At 38.1% G+C, this 18,712-nt stretch carries 9 protein-coding genes, 1 tRNA gene and 1 pseudogene; 7 read left to right on the plus strand and 4 right to left on the minus strand.

Going from position 1 to position 18,712, the window contains the following annotated elements:
• From GVN22_RS16560 to GVN22_RS16570, 3 genes and pseudogenes are all read right to left on the minus strand, one after another.
• Nucleotides 1–1,112: pseudogene (locus GVN22_RS16560) on the minus strand (hypothetical protein); the annotation flags it as partial.
• Between the two features lie 14 nt (nucleotides 1,113–1,126).
• Nucleotides 1,127–3,874, minus strand: coding sequence for a hypothetical protein (locus GVN22_RS16565; RefSeq protein ID WP_166552131.1), 2,748 nt, complete (start codon nucleotides 3,872–3,874; stop codon nucleotides 1,127–1,129).
• A 20-nt stretch (nucleotides 3,875–3,894) separates the two neighbouring features.
• On the minus strand, nucleotides 3,895–10,407 hold the full coding sequence (locus GVN22_RS16570) for a thrombospondin type 3 repeat-containing protein (protein WP_166552132.1): 6,513 nt from the start codon (nucleotides 10,405–10,407) through the stop codon (nucleotides 3,895–3,897).
• Between the two features lie 1,007 nt (nucleotides 10,408–11,414).
• Between GVN22_RS16570 and GVN22_RS16575 the strand changes: the two genes are divergently transcribed.
• Nucleotides 11,415–12,107, plus strand: a complete 693-nt coding sequence (locus GVN22_RS16575; protein WP_166552133.1) for a LytTR family DNA-binding domain-containing protein — start codon at nucleotides 11,415–11,417, stop codon at nucleotides 12,105–12,107.
• 115 nt (nucleotides 12,108–12,222) lie between these two features.
• Here the strand turns inward: GVN22_RS16575 and GVN22_RS16580 are convergent.
• Nucleotides 12,223–12,296: transfer RNA gene (locus GVN22_RS16580), tRNA-Ile, on the minus strand.
• 198 nt (nucleotides 12,297–12,494) lie between these two features.
• On the opposite strand from GVN22_RS16580, the gene GVN22_RS16585 reads away from it, so the two are divergent.
• The 6 genes from GVN22_RS16585 (at nucleotide 12,495) to GVN22_RS16610 (ending at nucleotide 18,635) form a co-directional block, all read left to right on the plus strand.
• Nucleotides 12,495–13,733, plus strand: coding sequence for an HD domain-containing protein (locus tag GVN22_RS16585; protein ID WP_166552134.1), 1,239 nt, complete (start codon nucleotides 12,495–12,497; stop codon nucleotides 13,731–13,733).
• A 91-nt stretch (nucleotides 13,734–13,824) separates the two neighbouring features.
• Entirely contained in the window at nucleotides 13,825–14,850 is a 1,026-nt protein-coding gene (gene lpxD, locus GVN22_RS16590) for a UDP-3-O-(3-hydroxymyristoyl)glucosamine N-acyltransferase (protein WP_166552135.1), read from the plus strand.
• A 57-nt stretch (nucleotides 14,851–14,907) separates the two neighbouring features.
• On the plus strand, nucleotides 14,908–16,302 hold the full coding sequence (locus GVN22_RS16595; protein ID WP_166552136.1) for a bifunctional UDP-3-O-[3-hydroxymyristoyl] N-acetylglucosamine deacetylase/3-hydroxyacyl-ACP dehydratase: 1,395 nt from the start codon (nucleotides 14,908–14,910) through the stop codon (nucleotides 16,300–16,302).
• Nucleotides 16,303–16,603: 301 nt separating this feature from the next.
• Nucleotides 16,604–17,380 (plus strand): acyl-ACP--UDP-N-acetylglucosamine O-acyltransferase, encoded by a 777-nt coding sequence (lpxA, locus tag GVN22_RS16600; protein ID WP_166552137.1) that lies wholly within the window; start codon nucleotides 16,604–16,606, stop codon nucleotides 17,378–17,380.
• Between the two features lie 71 nt (nucleotides 17,381–17,451).
• Entirely contained in the window at nucleotides 17,452–18,069 is a 618-nt protein-coding gene (locus GVN22_RS16605) for an ATP-binding cassette domain-containing protein (RefSeq protein WP_166552138.1), read from the plus strand.
• Between the two features lie 119 nt (nucleotides 18,070–18,188).
• On the plus strand, nucleotides 18,189–18,635 hold the full coding sequence (locus GVN22_RS16610; RefSeq protein WP_166552139.1) for a DUF4920 domain-containing protein: 447 nt from the start codon (nucleotides 18,189–18,191) through the stop codon (nucleotides 18,633–18,635).
• Nucleotides 18,636–18,712 lie beyond the last annotated feature (77 nt).

The following is an 18,712-nucleotide window of genomic DNA, read 5'->3' on the forward strand; positions in this document are numbered from 1 at the left end:
TCTGGATCACCATCACCATCTTGGTCACCTGCTAATGGTACACTTATCGTTACTGTCGCACTAGCACATACTTGTGGAGTCACCAATGTATTACACACTTGGTAAATCACTGTTACATTTGCACCACCCGGCTCCGTCGCTGATGGAGTGTAACTCATGATACCTGTTGTTGGTGCAAACACGACTGTACCACTTGCTGTACCACCTGTTCTAGTAATCACATTGCTTGCTACTGGTAAGAAGTCATCATTCGATAACACATTTACTGTACTGATTGTACCAAATGGTGCTGTTAAAGCATCATTAGCTGCTGTAGCAGTCTGTGGATTTGGATCTGTTCCATTTGGATTACCATCCTTATCACAGTCCTTGGTCAACCAAGATGGATCCACATTCGCAAGTACTTGGTCTACCTTGTTGTAACTACATGCATCGTTTGGATCTGTATTGTCTGCTGTTGTCAATGGATCATTATCAGTTCCTGTTGCTTCCTTATAGTTCGTTACCCCATCGCCATCACAGTCTGCATCACGCCAAGCTGTACTGGTATTTGCCAATACTTGACCAGTGCCCCATGAACATGGATTCGTTGGTTGAGGATCTGTTACATCTGGATCACCATCGCCGTCCGTATCGCCAGTTATGACCGTAATAGACGTCGTACTGTTATCATTTCCGGTAAGGTTACCTATTGTTTGAGGGCCATTAAAACCTAAAGTACCTGTCACAGTTGAAGGACCTCCAATTGTTACCCCTGTATAACCTAATACGATTTGGCTACATTCTCCTGGAAGTATAGGACTCGTATTTTCTAATCGAATCGTTTGGCCATCGTTTGTTAACACAGTCCAACCGGTCGTCGTAATAGGAACTAGGGTACTCCCTATTAAGTTACTTGGCAAAGTAATCAAGGGACGCAATCTATTCGCCGCAGCACTACGGCTACCGCCATCATTATTACAAATATCTACCGTCACCCGACCCAAGGTTGAACCTTGAGTCACGGTGGATGGTTGATTGATAATATTGATACTTACATCTTGGGCCTGAACCTTTACACTAACTAGTGCTAAGCAGACCAGAAGAATTACTATTTTTCGCAAAATGTTCATAATGCTTGCTTTTATTAGTTAGCTGTGATTTTAGTCTCAACGGTGTTGTTACTTACTTTTTCTTCACCAGCTGAACCGTAAATAATAGTGACTGTAATATTTTGACTTGTGTTGCTTGGTACATCAGTCTTACGTGTGGCAGTAAAACCAACCGTTTTCTTTCCATTCGGTGGTATTACTACTCCTGCTTTAGCTGTTACTGTAATAAAGTTGGCATTCTCTGTAAATGTCCAATCACTATTACTATTTGCTGTTCCGCCAACAAAGACATCTGAAGTACCTGAGGTCGATGGATAAGTAATTGTAAAGCCTGAGATTTTAGCAACTCTGAATACAATTGTGCTACCACTCACGTTTGGCTTATTATTAATTTCAAATACATTTACCACAAAGTCTCTAGAAGCGCCTGCTGTCAAGAACTCCAAGCTGTTTATCTCAGTCGTTGGTGTTAAGTCTGGCAATAAAGCATCTTTCCAAACATTTGGTAAACCATCTACCGGTGTCAAAATACCGTCGCCATCTGGATCACAATTCGTAGAACAATCTACTATACCATTATTATCTGCATCTAAGCTTGGATTCAAACCACCTTCGATTAAGTCATAGAATCCATCATTATCGCTATCTAAGTCATAAGGATTTGGTTTATTATCTCCATCTGTATCTAATGCTGTTAATATTAAACCTGATCCTGCTGTAGCTGGAATACCCAATAAAGAGATTACACCATCTGCCATACCATCCCCGTCTAGATCAATTCCACTGGCCTCATCTACATCGTTGATACCATCGTTATCACTATCTAAGTCTAAGCGGTTTGGAATACCATCACCATCAGTATCTGCACTCAGTTGAGCATTTTCAACTGTATCCAAAATACCATCATTGTCATCATCCAAATCGTCTACATCTGGTACGCCATCTGCATCAGTATCGGCTGGGACTGTAATATTTACAGTTGCATTAGCACATACACTTGGTATAACTGAAGTGTTACATACTTGATAAGTTACTGTAACGGTTGTACCTCTTTCAGCAAGCGTAGGAGTATAACTCAAGATACCTGTAGTTGGAACAATTAAAACGGTTCCTGCTGCAGTACCTCCTGTTTGGGTTATAGTAGTAGTCAGACCTAACAAGAAGTCATCATTTAGTAATACATTAACAGTACTCAAAGAGCCATATCTTGCTACTAGTGCATCATCTACCGCTGTAGGTACTTGAGGATGAGGATCTGTTCCATTTGGATTTCCATCTTTATCACAGTCTTGTACTTTCCATGATGGACTTGTATTAGAAAGAACCTGATCAACAGCATTGTAACTACAACCATCTAACGGATTCGTATTATCTGCAGTAGTAGCTGCGTTATTATCCGTACCAGTAGCTTCTTTATAGTTAGTAACACCGTCACCGTCGCAATCTGAGTTGCGCCAAGTTGTACTAGTGTTAGCTAATACTTGGTTTGAAGGATTATAGCTACAGCCATTTGAATAGTCAGTACCATCGGTAATCTCTTGAGCATTAGTAACGCCATCGCCATCAATATCTGGATTAGCTTCACGATAATCAGGAATTCCATTAGTATTACTATCTGGTAAAGCTGGATTATTGGCATCCCCGTAAGTTGCGCTTCCATCAACAAGTGTTACGATACCATCTCCATCTAAATCTGTGATTACATCAACTCTTCCATCTTTATTCACATCAAGTGTTGCCGCACTGGCAATACCACTTTCTAATAAATCACTCAATCCGTCATCATCACTATCGATATCTAAATAATCAGGAAGACCATTGCTATCTGTATTGATTGGCGTAGGGTCACTACTATCTCCTCTAGAGCTACTACCATCGGCAACACCGACAATACCATCTCCATCAGGGTCTGTGCCATCTACAATACCATCACCATTGGCATCGATTAAGGCAGGATTACCGCTTTCGATAATATCATTAATACCATCATTGTCGCTATCCAAATCATAAGGATTGGCACGAGTATCTAAATCTGAATCTGGAGGAATTGTTCCAGTCAACTGATTAGCACTTGCTGGGATACCTGTTAGTCCTGAAGTACCATCAGCGATACCATCATTATTAGCATCTACTCCGCCTGCTTCAATTACATCATTGATACCATCGTTATCACTATCTAAATCTAAACTGTTAGGAACACCATCTCCATCTAAATCGGCAGAGAATTGAAGATCCTCAACAGTATCTAGAATACCATCGTTATCGTCATCTAGGTCAATGGTATCGGCAATAGTATCTCCATCTGTATCTAAGAATACGGTGATAGAGGTTGTACTAAGGTCGTTTCCTGGCAAGTTACCAAAGGTTGGTAATCCATTAAATTGTAAAGTACCTACTACAGGAAGTGGTCCACCCACAGAAACGCCTGTATATCCTAATACAATTTGGCTACATTCACCTGGTGCGATAGCTGTCGTATTTTGCAAACGAATAGTTTGACCATCGTTAGAAATAACTGTCCATCCTGTTACTGTTACTGGAACTACAGAAGTTCCAGTAAGTAAATTTGGAAAACTAATTACTGGCTGTAATTTTCCGATAGCCGCATTACGGCTACCCCCATCATTATTACAGATATCTACAGTAACACGTCCCAACGTCGAACCCTGCGAAACAGCGGCAGGCTGGTTTAGAATGTTGATACTAACATCCTGCGCTTCCACTTCACATAGCCCTCCACTAATGAGAGCTGTAACGAGCATTAGTTGTTTAATACGTCTCATGATTTCAAGTTTAGTTAGTGTTAGTTAGCAGTGATTTTAGTTTCAACAGTGTTGTTGTCTACTTTTTCTTCACCAGCTGAACCGTAAATGACAGTCACTGTAATATTTTGACTTGTATTGCTTGGTACACCTGACTTACGTGCTACTGTAAAGCCTATGACCTTCTTCCCATTTTGTGGAATCACGACACCCGGCTTAGCTGTCACCGTAATAAAGTTGGCATTCTCTGTAAAAGTCCAATCACTATTACTATTTGTTGTACCGCCAAATACATTTGATGTACCTGAAGTATTTGAATACGTAATCGTAAAGCCTGATATTTTGGCAACTCTAAAACCAATCGTACTACCACTTACATTTGGTACATTATTGATTTCAAACACATTTACCACAAAATCTCTAGGAGTACCTGCTGTTAAGAATTCCAAACTGTTAATCTCCGTAGTTGGTGTTAAGTCTGGTAATAAAGCATCTTTCCACACATTTGGTAAACCATCTACTGGTGTCAAGATACCATCACCATCTGGATCGCAGTTCGTTGTGCAATCTACTATACCATCACCATTAGCATCCAAATTAGGATTCAAACCGCCATCCTCTAAGTCTGTAATACCATCATTATTACTATCTAAATCATAAGGATTTGGTTTTAAGTCATTGTCTGTATCTGGTGGAGTTAGACCTAAGCCTGCAGTAGATGGAATTCCTGTTGGAGAAACTAGTCCATCTGCCATACCATCGCCATCTATATCTATACCATTGGCCTCATCTACGTCGTTAATACCATCGTTGTCGCTATCTAAGTCTAGGCGGTTTGGAATACCATCACCGTCGACATCTGCACTTAGTTGAGCATCTTCAACTGTGTCTAAAATACCATCGTTGTCATCATCCAAATCATCGACATCTGGGACACCATCTGCATCGGTATCTACAGGAACTGTGATTGTTACAGTAGCAGTGGCACATACATTTGGCGTAACTGAAGTATTACACACTTGATAAATTACAGTAACAGTTGTACCACGTTCTGTAATCAATGGTGTGTAAGTAAGCATACCAGTCAATGGGTTAAAACTTACTGTTCCATTTGCAGTCCCACCAGTTTTAGAAAGTGATGTTGTCAAACTTGGCAAGAAGTCATCATTGGCTAAGATGTTAAATCCTGTGGCACTACCATATTTAGCGGTAAACGCATCTGCTACTGCTGTAGGAGTTTTAGGATTTGGATCGGTACCATTTGGATTACCATCTTTATCACAATCCAATAATTTCCAAGCTGCACTTGTACTACTCAACACCTGATCTACTGCATTGTAGCTACAGCCATCTAATGGATTAGTATTATCTGCCGTCGTAGCTGGGTTATTATCTGTGCCAGCAACTTCTTTATAGTTGGTTACACCATCACCATCACAATCACCATTTCTCCAAGCAGTTGTAGTATTAGCCAATACTTGATTCGGTCCCCATACACAACCATCTGTTGGTGCTGGGTCTGTGTTGTCAGGATCACCATCACCATCTAAGTCTCCTGCTGCAGGTACACTAATAGTTACCGTTGCCGAAGCACATACATTTGGCGTTACTGCGGTATTACATACTTGATAGATGATAGTAACATTCGTCCCAGGCTCTGTTGGTGCTGGGCTGTAAGCCAATACTCCTGTAACATTATTGAAAGTATAAGTACCTATAGCGGCCCCTCCTGTTTTAGTAATTGAAGTAGTTAAACCAGGTAAGAAATCGTCGTTTGTCAATACATTAACAATACTTGATACACCAAACGGAGCGGTTAACATGTCAGCATTTGCAGTTGCAACTTTTGGATTAGGGTCAGTACCATTAGGGTTACCATCTTTATCGCAGTCTGCGCTCTTCCAAGTAGTTGAGGTATTAGCAAATACTTGATCTGCAACATTATAACTACATGGATCTAACGGATTTGTATTATCTGCTGTAGTAGCTGGGTTTCTATCCAAACCATTGATTTCATCTTTGTTTGTTACACCATCACCATCGCAATCTCCTGTACTGGTTGCCACTAGAGTTACTTGACTCAAATTCAAACTACAAGCACTCTTAGGATCGGTATTATCAGCAGTAGTTGCAGGGTTTCCATCCGAGCCAGTTGCTTCATCATAGTTTTTCACACCATCACCATCACAGTCTGCATTACGCCAAGCTGTAGTAGTATTAGCCAACACTTGATTTACGCTCCATACACACGGGTCATTTGGTGCAGGGTCAGTACTGTCAAGGTCACCGTCGCCATCACTATCACAAACGTTGATTGTTACAGTAACTACTCCAGAGGCAGGGCTGTAACAAGTAGCAGTTGCATCATAGTAGAAAGCATAGTAAGTACCTGCTCCTGCAGCTCCAGGAGTACTCAAAGCTGAGCCTGTATGAGCGTTGTTAGTAAACCAAACCAAAGTAGCACCTACTGGAGTGGTACTTGTGATAGCACTATTTAGGTTGGCTGTTGTAGCTGGACAAATATTAGAAATTGCTGCTGTAGAGCCTCCTCCTGATAAAGTTGGAGCTGTAAAGCCTGCTGTTGTTGCAGTACGTAATACGACACCATAAACACGAGTAGTACCTACATTTACACCTACTAGATTAGAGATTGAAATACGAACCTCATTAAATGGTTTGGTTGTTTTGAATCCTATTACCTGACGAGTAGAACTCAACAACGTAAGTGAAATCAAACCTCCAGCATTACTTTCTTGAGCAACCCCATTCAAATAGGTTGTAATAGAAGCATTATTAAATAAGCTAGCTCCTAATAAAGTACTGTTTTCAACATCGTAACCTGCAAAAGTTCCAGCAGGATAAGTTGAAACTGCATCTTTTACTGAAATAGACCCACTACTGAGTACACCAGCTGTCAAAATAATATCAGCGTAATTTGAAGTACTTGCATCCAACACATTTGCTGTATTATTAACAGCACAAGCCACACATGCTGCACCACTGATACCTGTCAAGCTTCCATTCAATACTGCTGGATAAGTAGGAGATACAATGTAAGTATCGCCACAAGTCAATGTAGGACCAGCACACAATTTTTGTACAACAAGGTTATATACATTCGTAGTACTAATGATACCCAACAAGTTGGTCATCTGGAATTGTACTTCGTCAAAGTCTTTGGTCGTTACAAAACCTACTAGTTGATTGCCTGAACCTGTCAACAATGAAGAATTTACAGAAAGTAAAGTCCCTGTTGTTGATGTTTCTTGCAAAACACCTGCTTTATACGTTTTAATCGTAATACCCGAAAGCAAGTTGGCATTAATCAAACTTGTATTTGCGATATTAAAACCTGCAAATGAACCCGCAGTATAAGTAGTCAATACATCTTTTACAGAAATAGAAGAAGTACTGCCAAGTGCTGCTGCCATTGTAATAGTAGCAAAGTCTGAAGTGCTTGAAGTAATTAAGTTTTCAGAATTGTTAATCGAACAACCTACACAGGCAACTCCAGAGATACCTGTATTGGCATCATTAATCACAACAGGATAAGTTGTGTTAGAAAGGATTGTCTGAGTGTTACAAGTCAAAGCTGTTGGAGCACAGAATTTCTCAATTACTGGGTAATAAACCTGTCCTGAGAATAGAGCACCAACCAATGTTGTATATTTAATACGAACCTCATCAAATGCAGCTGTTGTTACAAAACCTACTGTTGCTAATCCTGAACCGTCTAGCAAACTAGATTCGATACCAATCAAACTAGTTACAACATCTTTGCCTTCTACAAAAGCGCCATTATTATAGGTTTCGATTCTTACACCTGATGCTATACTACCACTAATCAAGTTAGCTGATCCAATTTTGAAACCTGCATAATATCCTGCTGGATACGTATCAGCTACATCATTATCTTTTACAGCAATAGTAATATTACATCCCAAACCAGTTAAGCTAAAGCTCACATTGTTTGTCAAGTCAGCATCTACTAAGTTGGAGTTATTGCCTGAAATTAATGGCAAACAAATACCTCCAGTAGATCTAGTCGCTGATAAGTTTGTATAAAGCGAGTTGGTCCAAGGAGATTTTGTATTACAAGGCCCCCCAGTAGCACCTGTTCCAGAACAAGATGAAATAAATACATCTACTGAATTGGATGCAACACTATAACAACCTGTAGTTGCATTATAATAGAATGCATAGTAAGTACCATTGGTAGCTGCCGTAGGCGTTGCGTAAGCCGTACCAGTATGTGCATTGTTTGTAAACCATACCAAAGTAGTTCCTGACGGAGCAGTACTTGTTACAGCACTATTCAAATTCACCGTTGTTGCTGGACAAGCATTTAATAAGCTTGTAGAGCTTAGTACTGGAACTGCCAAAGCAGGATCACATGGATCTAAAGGATTAGTTCCATTTGTTTTTTCAGTCGAGTTACTAATACCATCACCATCACAGTCAGAAGTATTCCAACTTGAAGAAGGGGTTCTTGTTTGGCTAGCAAGCACAAATGAACAAGCATCAAGTGGATCTGTCCCATCAATACCCTCTTGACCATCTGTTACGCCATCACCATCAGCATCATCAGACGACACTGCAATAGCAATAGAACAAGTCCCTGTTGCATTAGGAGATGTGATTGTCAAGGTTCTTGTACCAGCCGTACCACTACCGTCGTAAGTAATAGGAATATCAACAAAAGTTGCCCCCTGTGCAATAGAAGTAGTAAAAGGAGAAGGAGTTGAAACAATACCTGCTCCAGAAATAGTCACGGTAAAGGCAGCCTGTCCATTTACAGCACTACTAATAGGAACACGTAAAGTGGAAGTTTGTCCTGTTGTTCCATTGGCATATAGAGGAGTTCCTACCAATCCTGCCGACGGAGAAGAACAGTTAAATGAGAATGTTGCTGGTACGTTAGTTACAGTAGCACAAGAACCTAAGTCACCTAAGGTTACACCAGTAACCGAACCAACATAAGTGGATACACCAGTTGAGGCATTTATTTTCCACAAATCAGTATTACTACCATTGATACGAGAATAATAAAAGGAATCTCCAAGGTACGCCAAGCCATTACCTACAGCACCATTACCCATAGTTGGAAACGCACCTGTTGCTGTAACTACTTTGGTAGCAGTCAAAGCTGTTGGATTAATACGGTACAGGTGAGAAGCATTGGTTTCCATCAAAATACAATAGAGGTTCCCACTGGCATCCACTGCAATATCATTGAGCGTAGTACCACTAGTCCATGTTGCATCGCCACTAATTGGACCAACATCAACACCATTACCAGAACCAGTCCATTTAGTTAATTCCTTTAAAGCAATACCATAAACTACACCTGAGGATGGATCTGTACCCAAACCAATTGGAGAAGCAATTGTGTTACCTGTAGAGGTTAACGTTGCCGTTGTCGATTGGGCAGGTGCAGTATAAATAGTACCACTAGCGTTGTTAACAGATGTTACAAAACGGTTTTGATTTAAATTACCTGGAATAGGACCAAAAGCCATATTACCTTGGTTATTCTGATTTCCTACTGCAACAAGAGTCGTTGCCAAGGTAGTTAAATCTATACGGTAAATTGAATGAGTACCTGCAACAACTCCAAAAAGTTCATTACAGCTTGGAGCCGTAATAGGAGTATAAGATTGACAAGACGCTAAATCTAGATTAATATTTGGAGCAGACCCCAAAAACGAAGCAAGCTGAACATTGGTCTTTACTGTACCTTGACCTGTATTAGGATTAATCTCGTAGATTCTAGCATTAACATAAGTTGTCAATAAAACAGCACTTGTTACAATTTCTGTAGCATAAATCATCCCGTTGTAGAAGGCAATACCCTGAAAGTTTGCAGGAATACTACCGCTCAACTGAATTACCTGAGAAGCTACTTTGGTAGACAAGTTTACTGAATACAAATAACTTGCACTACCATTTTTAACGGGTACATACATTTTACCCACATTATCAAAAAACGCATCATTTGAAATGGTACCTCCAGTCCAAGTAGCATCACCTGTAACTGTGCCCAAATCCGATGATGGCGAAGGATACACTTTTACCAAATGTCTATCAGAAGTCATTCCATAAACATATCCAGCATTTGCTCCTGTAGTAAGAGGATTGGTAGTTAAGCCCCCCAAAGCAAGTGGAAGCGTTATACTTGTGCTGGTGTTGTTTTTGTAGACCGTAGAACTAGCCGCTGTTTCAGAAGAAACAAATACTGTAGAACTAAGGCTCGAAGCATCAGGACCAACGGCCAAGTTACTCTTTCCTGCTGTCATGGTCGTGACTAGCGTCTTAGACCCATCAAGAGCTGAAATAGAATAAACCTTTCCGTCGTAGCTGTTGAGTAGGAACAAATCTGTACAGTTTTGTCCTAGAACAGGCGAAACAAGGAATACCAATGCAAACTGAAAACCTACTAGAGCTGCTATCCTATTAATAAGGATGCTTCCCAAATAGCTAAGGTATTCAGAGAATACATTCGATGCTCCAAACAATTTCCGCATGGCGTGGGAAAATGTAATTGTTGAATTCATCTAATTACTTAGGGGTTAAATTGAATAAAAGGGTTCAATGCAATTGCTTTCTTGGCGAAAGAAAACAATATCTTATACCTCCCCGTAGGAGGTGCTGTCAATCAGAAAATAATTCGAGAACTCAATCTTTGAGAAGAAGATGGAATTGAATTGCGCAGCAAAATGTATATAGCGTCAAGAAATACGTATTCTTGAAAAAGTGCATAAATGGCAGAAGTAGTGTTTTTATCATGGCGGATAAATTAAAAATTCAACTATTAGGACGGATAAACTATATCATAATTTTAACTGGCATACTCAAAACGCCAGAAACATATAAAAGTCACTACATAAGTATGTAAGGACAATTATTATATATGATAAAGCTTAGAGAAAATTTGAGTAATCACAATTAAAAGGTTGCTGTACTAGCCAGAAGAATCATAATTAATTATAGAAGACTACTTATGGCTAAACAAAAACCTAGACGTAACACTATGGCGAAAATACTTGTTAATATATAGTGGTATATTTCATATACTTTGGCTAAGTAAATGCTTAAACATTAGCAAAAAAGATACCAAAAATGTATAATTGATAAACCCCTTAGAAAAAAAATAAAGAATTACTTAAAAATAAATATTGATTAAGCAGTGGAAAGGAAATCGGAAGTGATTATAATTTAGGTATGAATCTTGTGGCTTTCTTATTAATGACCTATATTTAAAAGCCTTGATTTTAATTTCATTACATATAATATGAAGTAATACAGAATTTACATTCGCCAATATTTTAATATCGAAAAGATATAACTTTTAATTTGTATCTAAACTCTCAATAAAATAAAGCTACCGTAGATTATTATTCTTTAAACTTTCTATTGCTATAGCATGATTTTCGAAAATATGACTACCCAGTAATGACTCGTATCTCTTCAGGAAACAAAATTGTAGAACATTCTAATCCTAATACTAAATTGGTGACTTTTTCCAATAACCGCAGTCACTACACAAATCACAACTCAAGCTATGTTCAAGAAAAAATGTTTAATTATTGAAGACTCAGAAATCGCCATTGTGAATTTAAATATGCAATTGGAGAAGCTTTCTATATTTGATATTAGCGTAGCACGAAACTACAATCAAGCACGCTCTTTTTTAAGTAATGATAAGTATGATCTCATCTTTTTAGATATAAAACTACATGATAATTCAGGTTTAGATTTAGTAAATGAGTTTCCAAAACTACCACCAATTATTGTTACAAGTTCCAACGTGGAGTTCGCTATCGATACTTACGAAATAAATTCAATTGTGGATTTCATAAAAAAGCCAGTAAATGAAGAAAGATTAATAAAATCTATCGATAAAGCCCTAAATAGGCACCAAACATCGAATAGCATGATAGAAAAAAATTATGCTTTTATAAAAATTGGTAGACAAGCCATGAAATTTGACTTTGAAGATATTGACTTCATTAACGCTTTCGGAATCTATTCAAAAATTTACACTGAAAATAAATCAACGGTTGTCAATGAATCTATTGCAACTTTAGAGGAAGTGCTACCGAGTAAAATTTTCAGAAGAATACATAAATCTTACATCGTAAATGTGAGCAAAGTAACTGGCTATGATCATAAAAGTATCTTTATAAATGATGTAGTACTTCCCATAGGTTTTTCCTATAAAAAAAATATTAACGAGCTCATTCAGTTCATTTAGAAGATTATATTCCAATAAAAAAACCTGTCTTTTTCGTGAAAGACAGGTTTTTTTATTTTCTTGCCATAAAATAAAAAAGCACTTATAATTTCTTATAAGTGCTTGACAATCAATGTGGACCAGCATGGGCTCGAACCATGGACCCCCTGATTATGAGTCAGGTGCTCTAACCAGCTGAGCTACAAGTCCCTACAAATACGCATGTTACTGCTCTTTTGTAATACTGCAAAATTAATGAAATACTCATAATATTGCAAGTGGTAGCAAGAAGAATTCAGCAAATTATCTCCTACTTTTGTATTCAATAATTGATAATAAATTCATACTCAGCGAGTAAGAACTTAAGAATATTTTTCGATTTTAATCCTCAATAAGCTTCACAATATTATGAACAAACGCAAAATTGTAAATGACCCCGTTTATGGTTTTATCAATATTACCTCTCCACTTATTTTCGATCTCATCGAACATCCTTATTATCAACGCCTACGACGTATAAAGCAACTTGGTACTGCCGATTATGTGTACCCTGGTGCTTTACACACGCGATTTCATCATGCACTTGGCGCAATGCACCTTATGCAAGAAGCGCTCAATGCTCTCAAATACAAAGGACATGATATTTCTGAGGAAGAGTTTGAATCCGCTCAAATGGCAATTTTATTACATGATATTGGACATGGACCTTTTTCTCATGTTTTGGAACATACAATATTAAATCATGTCCCGCACGAAGAGATTTCGCTCTTACTGATGCATGAGCTCAACAGACAATTCGGAGGTGCACTCGACATGGCTATTCAAATGTTTAATGACACCTATTCTCGTAGGTTTTTTCATCAACTAATTTCGAGTCAGCTAGATGTCGACCGTATGGATTATCTCAATCGTGATAGTTTTTTTACAGGGGTACGAGAGGGCTTTATTGGAGCTGACCGTATTTTGAAGATGCTAGATATTGTGGACAATGAACTGGTGGTTGAACAAAAAGGCATTTACTCTATAGAGAATTTCCTAACGGCAAGGCGATTAATGTACTGGCAGGTGTATCTACACAAAACTTGCATTTGTGCCGAAACCATGTTAATTCAAATTATCAAAAGAGCCAAAGAACTGATCAAGCAAGGAGAAAATGTATTTGTCACTCCATCTTTTGGGCTATTCTTACATGAAGCAGTATCACTTGAAGATTTCAAATCTAATCCAACCTATATTCAAGCATTTACCGAAATGGACGATACTGATGTTTGGGGTTGTATAAAAGTGTGGGCAAAGCATCCTGACAAACTCCTGTCGAGTATTAGCCAAATGCTTTTAGACCGAAAACTCTATAAAATCATTTTGCTAGATGAACCTATTTCAGATTCTTTTCTTGAAAAAATTCAAATCGATTTATTAAGTCAAGAAAATGTATATCCAGAGGACATCCCTTATCTAATGGTACAAGGTCATATTACCAATGCGGCTTACCTTTCTGAAAAACAAAGTATTAATATTTTGACCAAAGATAAAAAAGTCAAGGATATAGCTGAAGCCTCTGACTTACCCACAATCAAAGCCTTGAGCAACATCGTCAAAAAATATTATATATGTTGGGCAAAGAATGTATATTTGCAAACTAAATAGTCCAAAACCATTAATGCAGTAAATAGGTTTCATAAATTTTTGTCTAAAACCACAAGCATAGGTAAACGACTTACCACTCATAATTGATTACATGGAATTTACCGTTGAACAAATTGCTTTTATGCTAAATGGCGAAGTAAAAGGTGACAAGTCACTAAAAGTAAGCCAATTAGCAAAAATAGAAGAAGGAACTGAAGGAACCATCTCTTTTCTAGCGAACCTCAAATATGAACAGTATCTTTATACTACCAAGGCTTCTGCTGTAATTGTAGATAAATCATTTGAGCCTAAAAAAGCATACTCCCCTACCCTAATCCTAGTAGAGAATGCTTATACGGCGTTTACAACACTCCTTCAAGAGTATCAAAAACTGATAGCTGGAAGCAAAAAGGGTATCGAACAACCAAGCTTTATCTCTGAGGGTTCAACACTTGGAGGTAATCATTATGTGGGTGCTTTTGCGTATATCGGTAACAATGTAACGATTGGTGAAAATGTAAAAATTTATCCTCATGCTTATATTGGTGACAATGTGAAAGTTGGAGATAACTCTACCATTTATGCTGGAGTTAAAATTTATGAAGGCTGTATTATTGGTAATCACTGTACTGTACATGCCAACGCAGTAATCGGTGCAGATGGCTTTGGGTTTGCTCCCCAAAGTGATGGGACTTACCAAACAATTCCTCAACTTGGTAATGTAGTCTTAGAAGACCATGTAAGTATCGGTGCCAATACTTGTATTGACCGTGCCACTATGGGTAGTACAGTGATTAGAATAGGTGCTAAAATTGATAATTTGGTACAAATTGCTCACAATGTAGAAGTTGGTAAAAACACCGTAATAGCAGCTCAAACAGGTATCTCTGGCTCTAGTAAAGTTGGCGAAAACTGTATGATTGGCGGGCAGGTTGGTTTAGCTGGTCACCTACAGGTTGCTAATCGCACGATTATTACGGCACAAAGTGGTATTTCTAAAAATATCAAAAAAGAAGGAACTGTATTGAGTGGCTCTCCTGCCGTAGAAAATGCAGAAAACCTCCGTTCCCATGTTTTGTATCGTAAGTTGCCAGCTATCGAACAACGTCTTAGAGAAGTTGAAAACAAATTGAAATAAAATTTAGAGTTTATCCCAAAACTCCCAAATGAGCACTTTGCTCACACATATAGAGAAATGAACAATAAACAACACACTATCAAAAAGTCTGTTACGCTGTCAGGCGTTGGTTTGCACACTGGCGTTGTGTCAACAATGACTTTTTTACCAGCTCCACCAAACCATGGTTACAAGTTTCAAAGAGTTGATTTACCGGGTCAACCTATTGCAGATGCAGATGTAGACCATGTTGTTGATATTTCTAGAGGTACAACTATCGAACATAATGGCGCACGTATCAACACAGTTGAGCACGTATTAGCTGCTATGGTGGGCTGTCAGGTAGACAATGTGTTGATTCAATTAGATGGTCCAGAACCTCCTATTATGGACGGAAGTTCTATCAAGTTTGTAGAAGCAATCCTCGATGCTGGTCTTGAAGAACAAGATGCAAATCGTAAATTCTTTGAATTAACGGAAGAAGTTAGATATAAAGACCTTGAAAGAGGTGTTGAGTTAGCAGCATTACCTCATAGCGATTACCGCTTAACGGTAATGGTTGACTATAACTCAAAATTTTTGAGTAGCCAACATGCGAATTTGACGCATATTACGCAGTTCAATGAGGATTTTGCAAAATGCCGTACCTTCTGTTTTGTACATGAGCTCGAAGCGCTTTACAATGCAGGTCTTATCAAAGGTGGTGATTTGTCAAATGCTGTTGTCATTGCTGACCGTGATTATTCAGAGGAAGAATTAGAGCATTTAGCGATGGTTTTAGGTAAACCAAAAGTAAGTGTTTCAAAAGAAATTGGTGTACTTAACAACGTAAGTCTTCACTACAAAAACGAAATGGCACGCCATAAATTATTGGATATGGTTGGTGACTTGGCACTTGTAGGTCGTCCAATCAAGGCACAAATTTTGGCAGCTCGTCCGGGTCATGCAGCAAACGTTGCTTTGGCTAAAAAAATCAAGAAATTGATGTTGGAAGCTGACAAAAATCAAGTACCGAAATACGACCCTAAGCAAACACCAATTCTTACACACGAGCGTATTTATCAGCTATTGCCACATCGTTACCCATTCCAGATGGTTGATAAAATCATGTATTTGGATGACGAAAGCGTAGTAGGTATCAAGCAAGTAACCATGAATGAAAATTATTTCATGGGACACTTCCCTAACAACCCAGTTATGCCAGGTGTAATGCAAGTAGAAGCTATGGCTCAAACAGGTGGTATTCTTGTACTTAGCTCAGTTCCAGACCCTGAAAATTACTGGCCATATTTAGTAGCAATCGAAAACTGTCGTTTCCGTAAAAATGTAACTCCTGGTGACACGGTAATTTTCAAATGTACTCTTTCTTCACCAATTCGTAGAGGTATTGCCAAAATGCACGGTACAGCTTACGTCGCAGGACAAGTTGTTTGTGAGGCAGATATGACTGCTAGCTTGGTTCGTAAGAGCTAATAAAAACTATAGCAATTAGCAATTGAGAATTTATCTGTAGAAAGTCTTGATTTGAGTTTTTAGCCCATAGTATATTTTTATATACTTTTTCTACGCTAATTATCAGGATTTGACTATGATAAACCGTCATAGTACAATTTTATACAGAAAAGATTTATTACTTTTGACTAATTCTTTTCAAGTCTCAATGCAAAGATTACCATAATTACTGAGCCTATCGATTTAGCCACATAGTGGCAGTGTCAAAATTATTAATAAGCACATATATCAAAAGCGAAGTAATTATTCTGAAAACAATACCATGACACAACCGTTAGCATATATTCATCCAAACGCCAAAATCGCAGAAAATGTAGTTGTTGAGCCTTTTTCAACAATTTATCAAGATGTAGAAATTGGTGAAGGAACTTGGATTGGACCCAACGTTACTATCTTTCCTGGGGCAAGAATTGGCAAAAACTGTCGAATCTTTCCAGGGGCGGTTATTTCTGCTATTCCACAAGACCTTAAGTTTGACGGAGAAGAAACACTAACCATTATTGGAGACAACACGACTATTCGTGAATGTGTTACTATCAACCGTGGTACGAAAGATAAATTCAAAACCGAAGTTGGCAAAAATTGCCTCTTAATGGCTTATGTACACATTGCTCATGATTGTTTGGTAGAAGATAACTGCGTGATAGCCAATAGTGTACAAGTAGCTGGGCACGTACATATCGGCGAATCAGCCCGTATCGGAGGTGCTTGTGCTATTCACCAGTTTGTAAAAATTGGTAAGCATGTTATGATTTCTGGAGGCTCGCTCATTCGCAAAGATGTGCCACCATTTACCAAATCGGCACGTGAGCCTTTATCTTATGTAGGTGTTAATTCTATTGGATTACGTCGCAATGGCTTTAATGATGAGCAAGTCAATTTGATTCAAGATGTTTATCGCTATATTTTCCTTAAAGGATTCAATACTTCGGAAGCATTAGCCAATATTGAACAAGATATTGCAGCAACACCTGAACGTGACGAAATAGTAGAGTTTATCCGTACAGCTGAGCGTGGTATCATCAAAGGGCCACTTTAATCAGCTAATTTTGCGATTTTAGATTCAATTCAAATAGGTAAGACAGCTCATGCTGTCTTACTTCTTTTTTTATGGAAATCATCACCGAAAATCTAGGGAAAAAATTCAGAAATGAATGGATTTTTAAGTCTGTAAATCTTCGTTTTCAACAAGGACAATCCTATACTTTTACAGGTTCAAATGGTAGTGGAAAATCAACTTTTTTGCAGATTCTTTCAGGTTTTATTCCCGCTTCAGAAGGAAAAATTCTAGCATTTAAAAACCAACAACCCCTCGAAATTGAGCAAATTTATAAGGAAATCAGCATCGCAGCTCCTTATCTTGAACTCATTGAAGAGTTTACACTAGAGGAGCTTCTTCAATTTCATATTCAATTCAAGCCGTTAATTCAGCAGTATTCCATCAAAGATTTTATCGAATTTATTGAATTACCCAAAGCACGCCAAAAAGCGATAAAGCATTTCTCTTCTGGCATGAAGCAAAGGGTAAAACTAGGCTTGACGTTTTGGTCAGACACACCTATATTGATGCTCGACGAACCTTCTTCTAATCTAGATGCAAAGGCTACCAATTGGTATTTAGAAAACGTTCAAAAGTATTCCAAAGATAGAATGCTCTTCATTTGCTCAAACCAGCCCAATGAATATGAATTCTGTTCCAACATTTTCAATATTCAAGATTATAAATAACCTTTTGATAAGATTCTATAGAGTTTTATTCAAAAATTCCTTCAAAATCAAAGGATTACCTAAGCAATTCTTATTTTTGTAATCATTAAATATTCTCAACAAATCAACTTTTTTTGATTATGAAAAAAATAGCTATCGTTTTCGCTATCGTACTAGGAATCCAGATTGGAGCAAAGGCCCAAAGTAACTTTGGTGAAAAAATTTCTGAAAAAGGCGCTATCTCTACTACAGATTTAGCTAAAAAAATGGACGGAAAAGAACAAGTCAAAGCGAAAGTAACAGGTGTAGTAGAGTCGGTATGTAAAGTAAAAGGTTGCTGGATGAAAGTTAAGCTAGAAGATGGTTCTAGTATGCGTGTAACTTTCAAAGATTATGGTTTCTTTGTACCAAAGGATATTGATGGAAAAACTGTGGTATTTGAAGGTTTAGCTCAAGTAAAAACCACTTCTGTTGGTCAATTGAAGCACTACGCTCAAGATGCTGGTAAAAGCCAAGAAGATATTGAGAAAATCACTGAACCAGAAAAGGCTATTACCTTCGTAGCTAATGGGGTGATTGTAAAATAAATGTGAACTTCTTTATTGAGTGAATTGTGATTGAGTGAATGAGTGATTTTCAAAATCTACGTTTCCCCAATGGGTAC

The sequence above is a fragment of the Cellulophaga sp. BC115SP genome (assembly GCF_009905545.1).
Classification (GTDB): domain Bacteria; phylum Bacteroidota; class Bacteroidia; order Cytophagales; family Spirosomataceae; genus Flectobacillus; species Flectobacillus rivi.

Excerpts from the sequence above, each read along its gene's own strand:
- GVN22_RS16570 (WP_166552132.1), bottom strand. The coding sequence starts at position 10,407 with ATGAATTCAACAATTACATTTTCCCACGCCATGCGGAAATTGTTTGGA.
- GVN22_RS16565 (WP_166552131.1), bottom strand. The coding sequence starts at position 3,874 with ATGAGACGTATTAAACAACTAATGCTCGTTACAGCTCTCATTAGTGGA.
- lpxD (WP_166552135.1), top strand. The coding sequence starts at position 13,825 with ATGGAATTTACCGTTGAACAAATTGCTTTTATGCTAAATGGCGAAGTA.
- lpxA (WP_166552137.1), top strand. The coding sequence starts at position 16,604 with ATGACACAACCGTTAGCATATATTCATCCAAACGCCAAAATCGCAGAA.
- GVN22_RS16575 (WP_166552133.1), top strand. The coding sequence starts at position 11,415 with ATGTTCAAGAAAAAATGTTTAATTATTGAAGACTCAGAAATCGCCATT.
- GVN22_RS16610 (WP_166552139.1), top strand. The coding sequence starts at position 18,189 with ATGAAAAAAATAGCTATCGTTTTCGCTATCGTACTAGGAATCCAGATT.
- GVN22_RS16585 (WP_166552134.1), top strand. The coding sequence starts at position 12,495 with ATGAACAAACGCAAAATTGTAAATGACCCCGTTTATGGTTTTATCAAT.
- GVN22_RS16595 (WP_166552136.1), top strand. The coding sequence starts at position 14,908 with ATGAACAATAAACAACACACTATCAAAAAGTCTGTTACGCTGTCAGGC.
- GVN22_RS16605 (WP_166552138.1), top strand. The coding sequence starts at position 17,452 with ATGGAAATCATCACCGAAAATCTAGGGAAAAAATTCAGAAATGAATGG.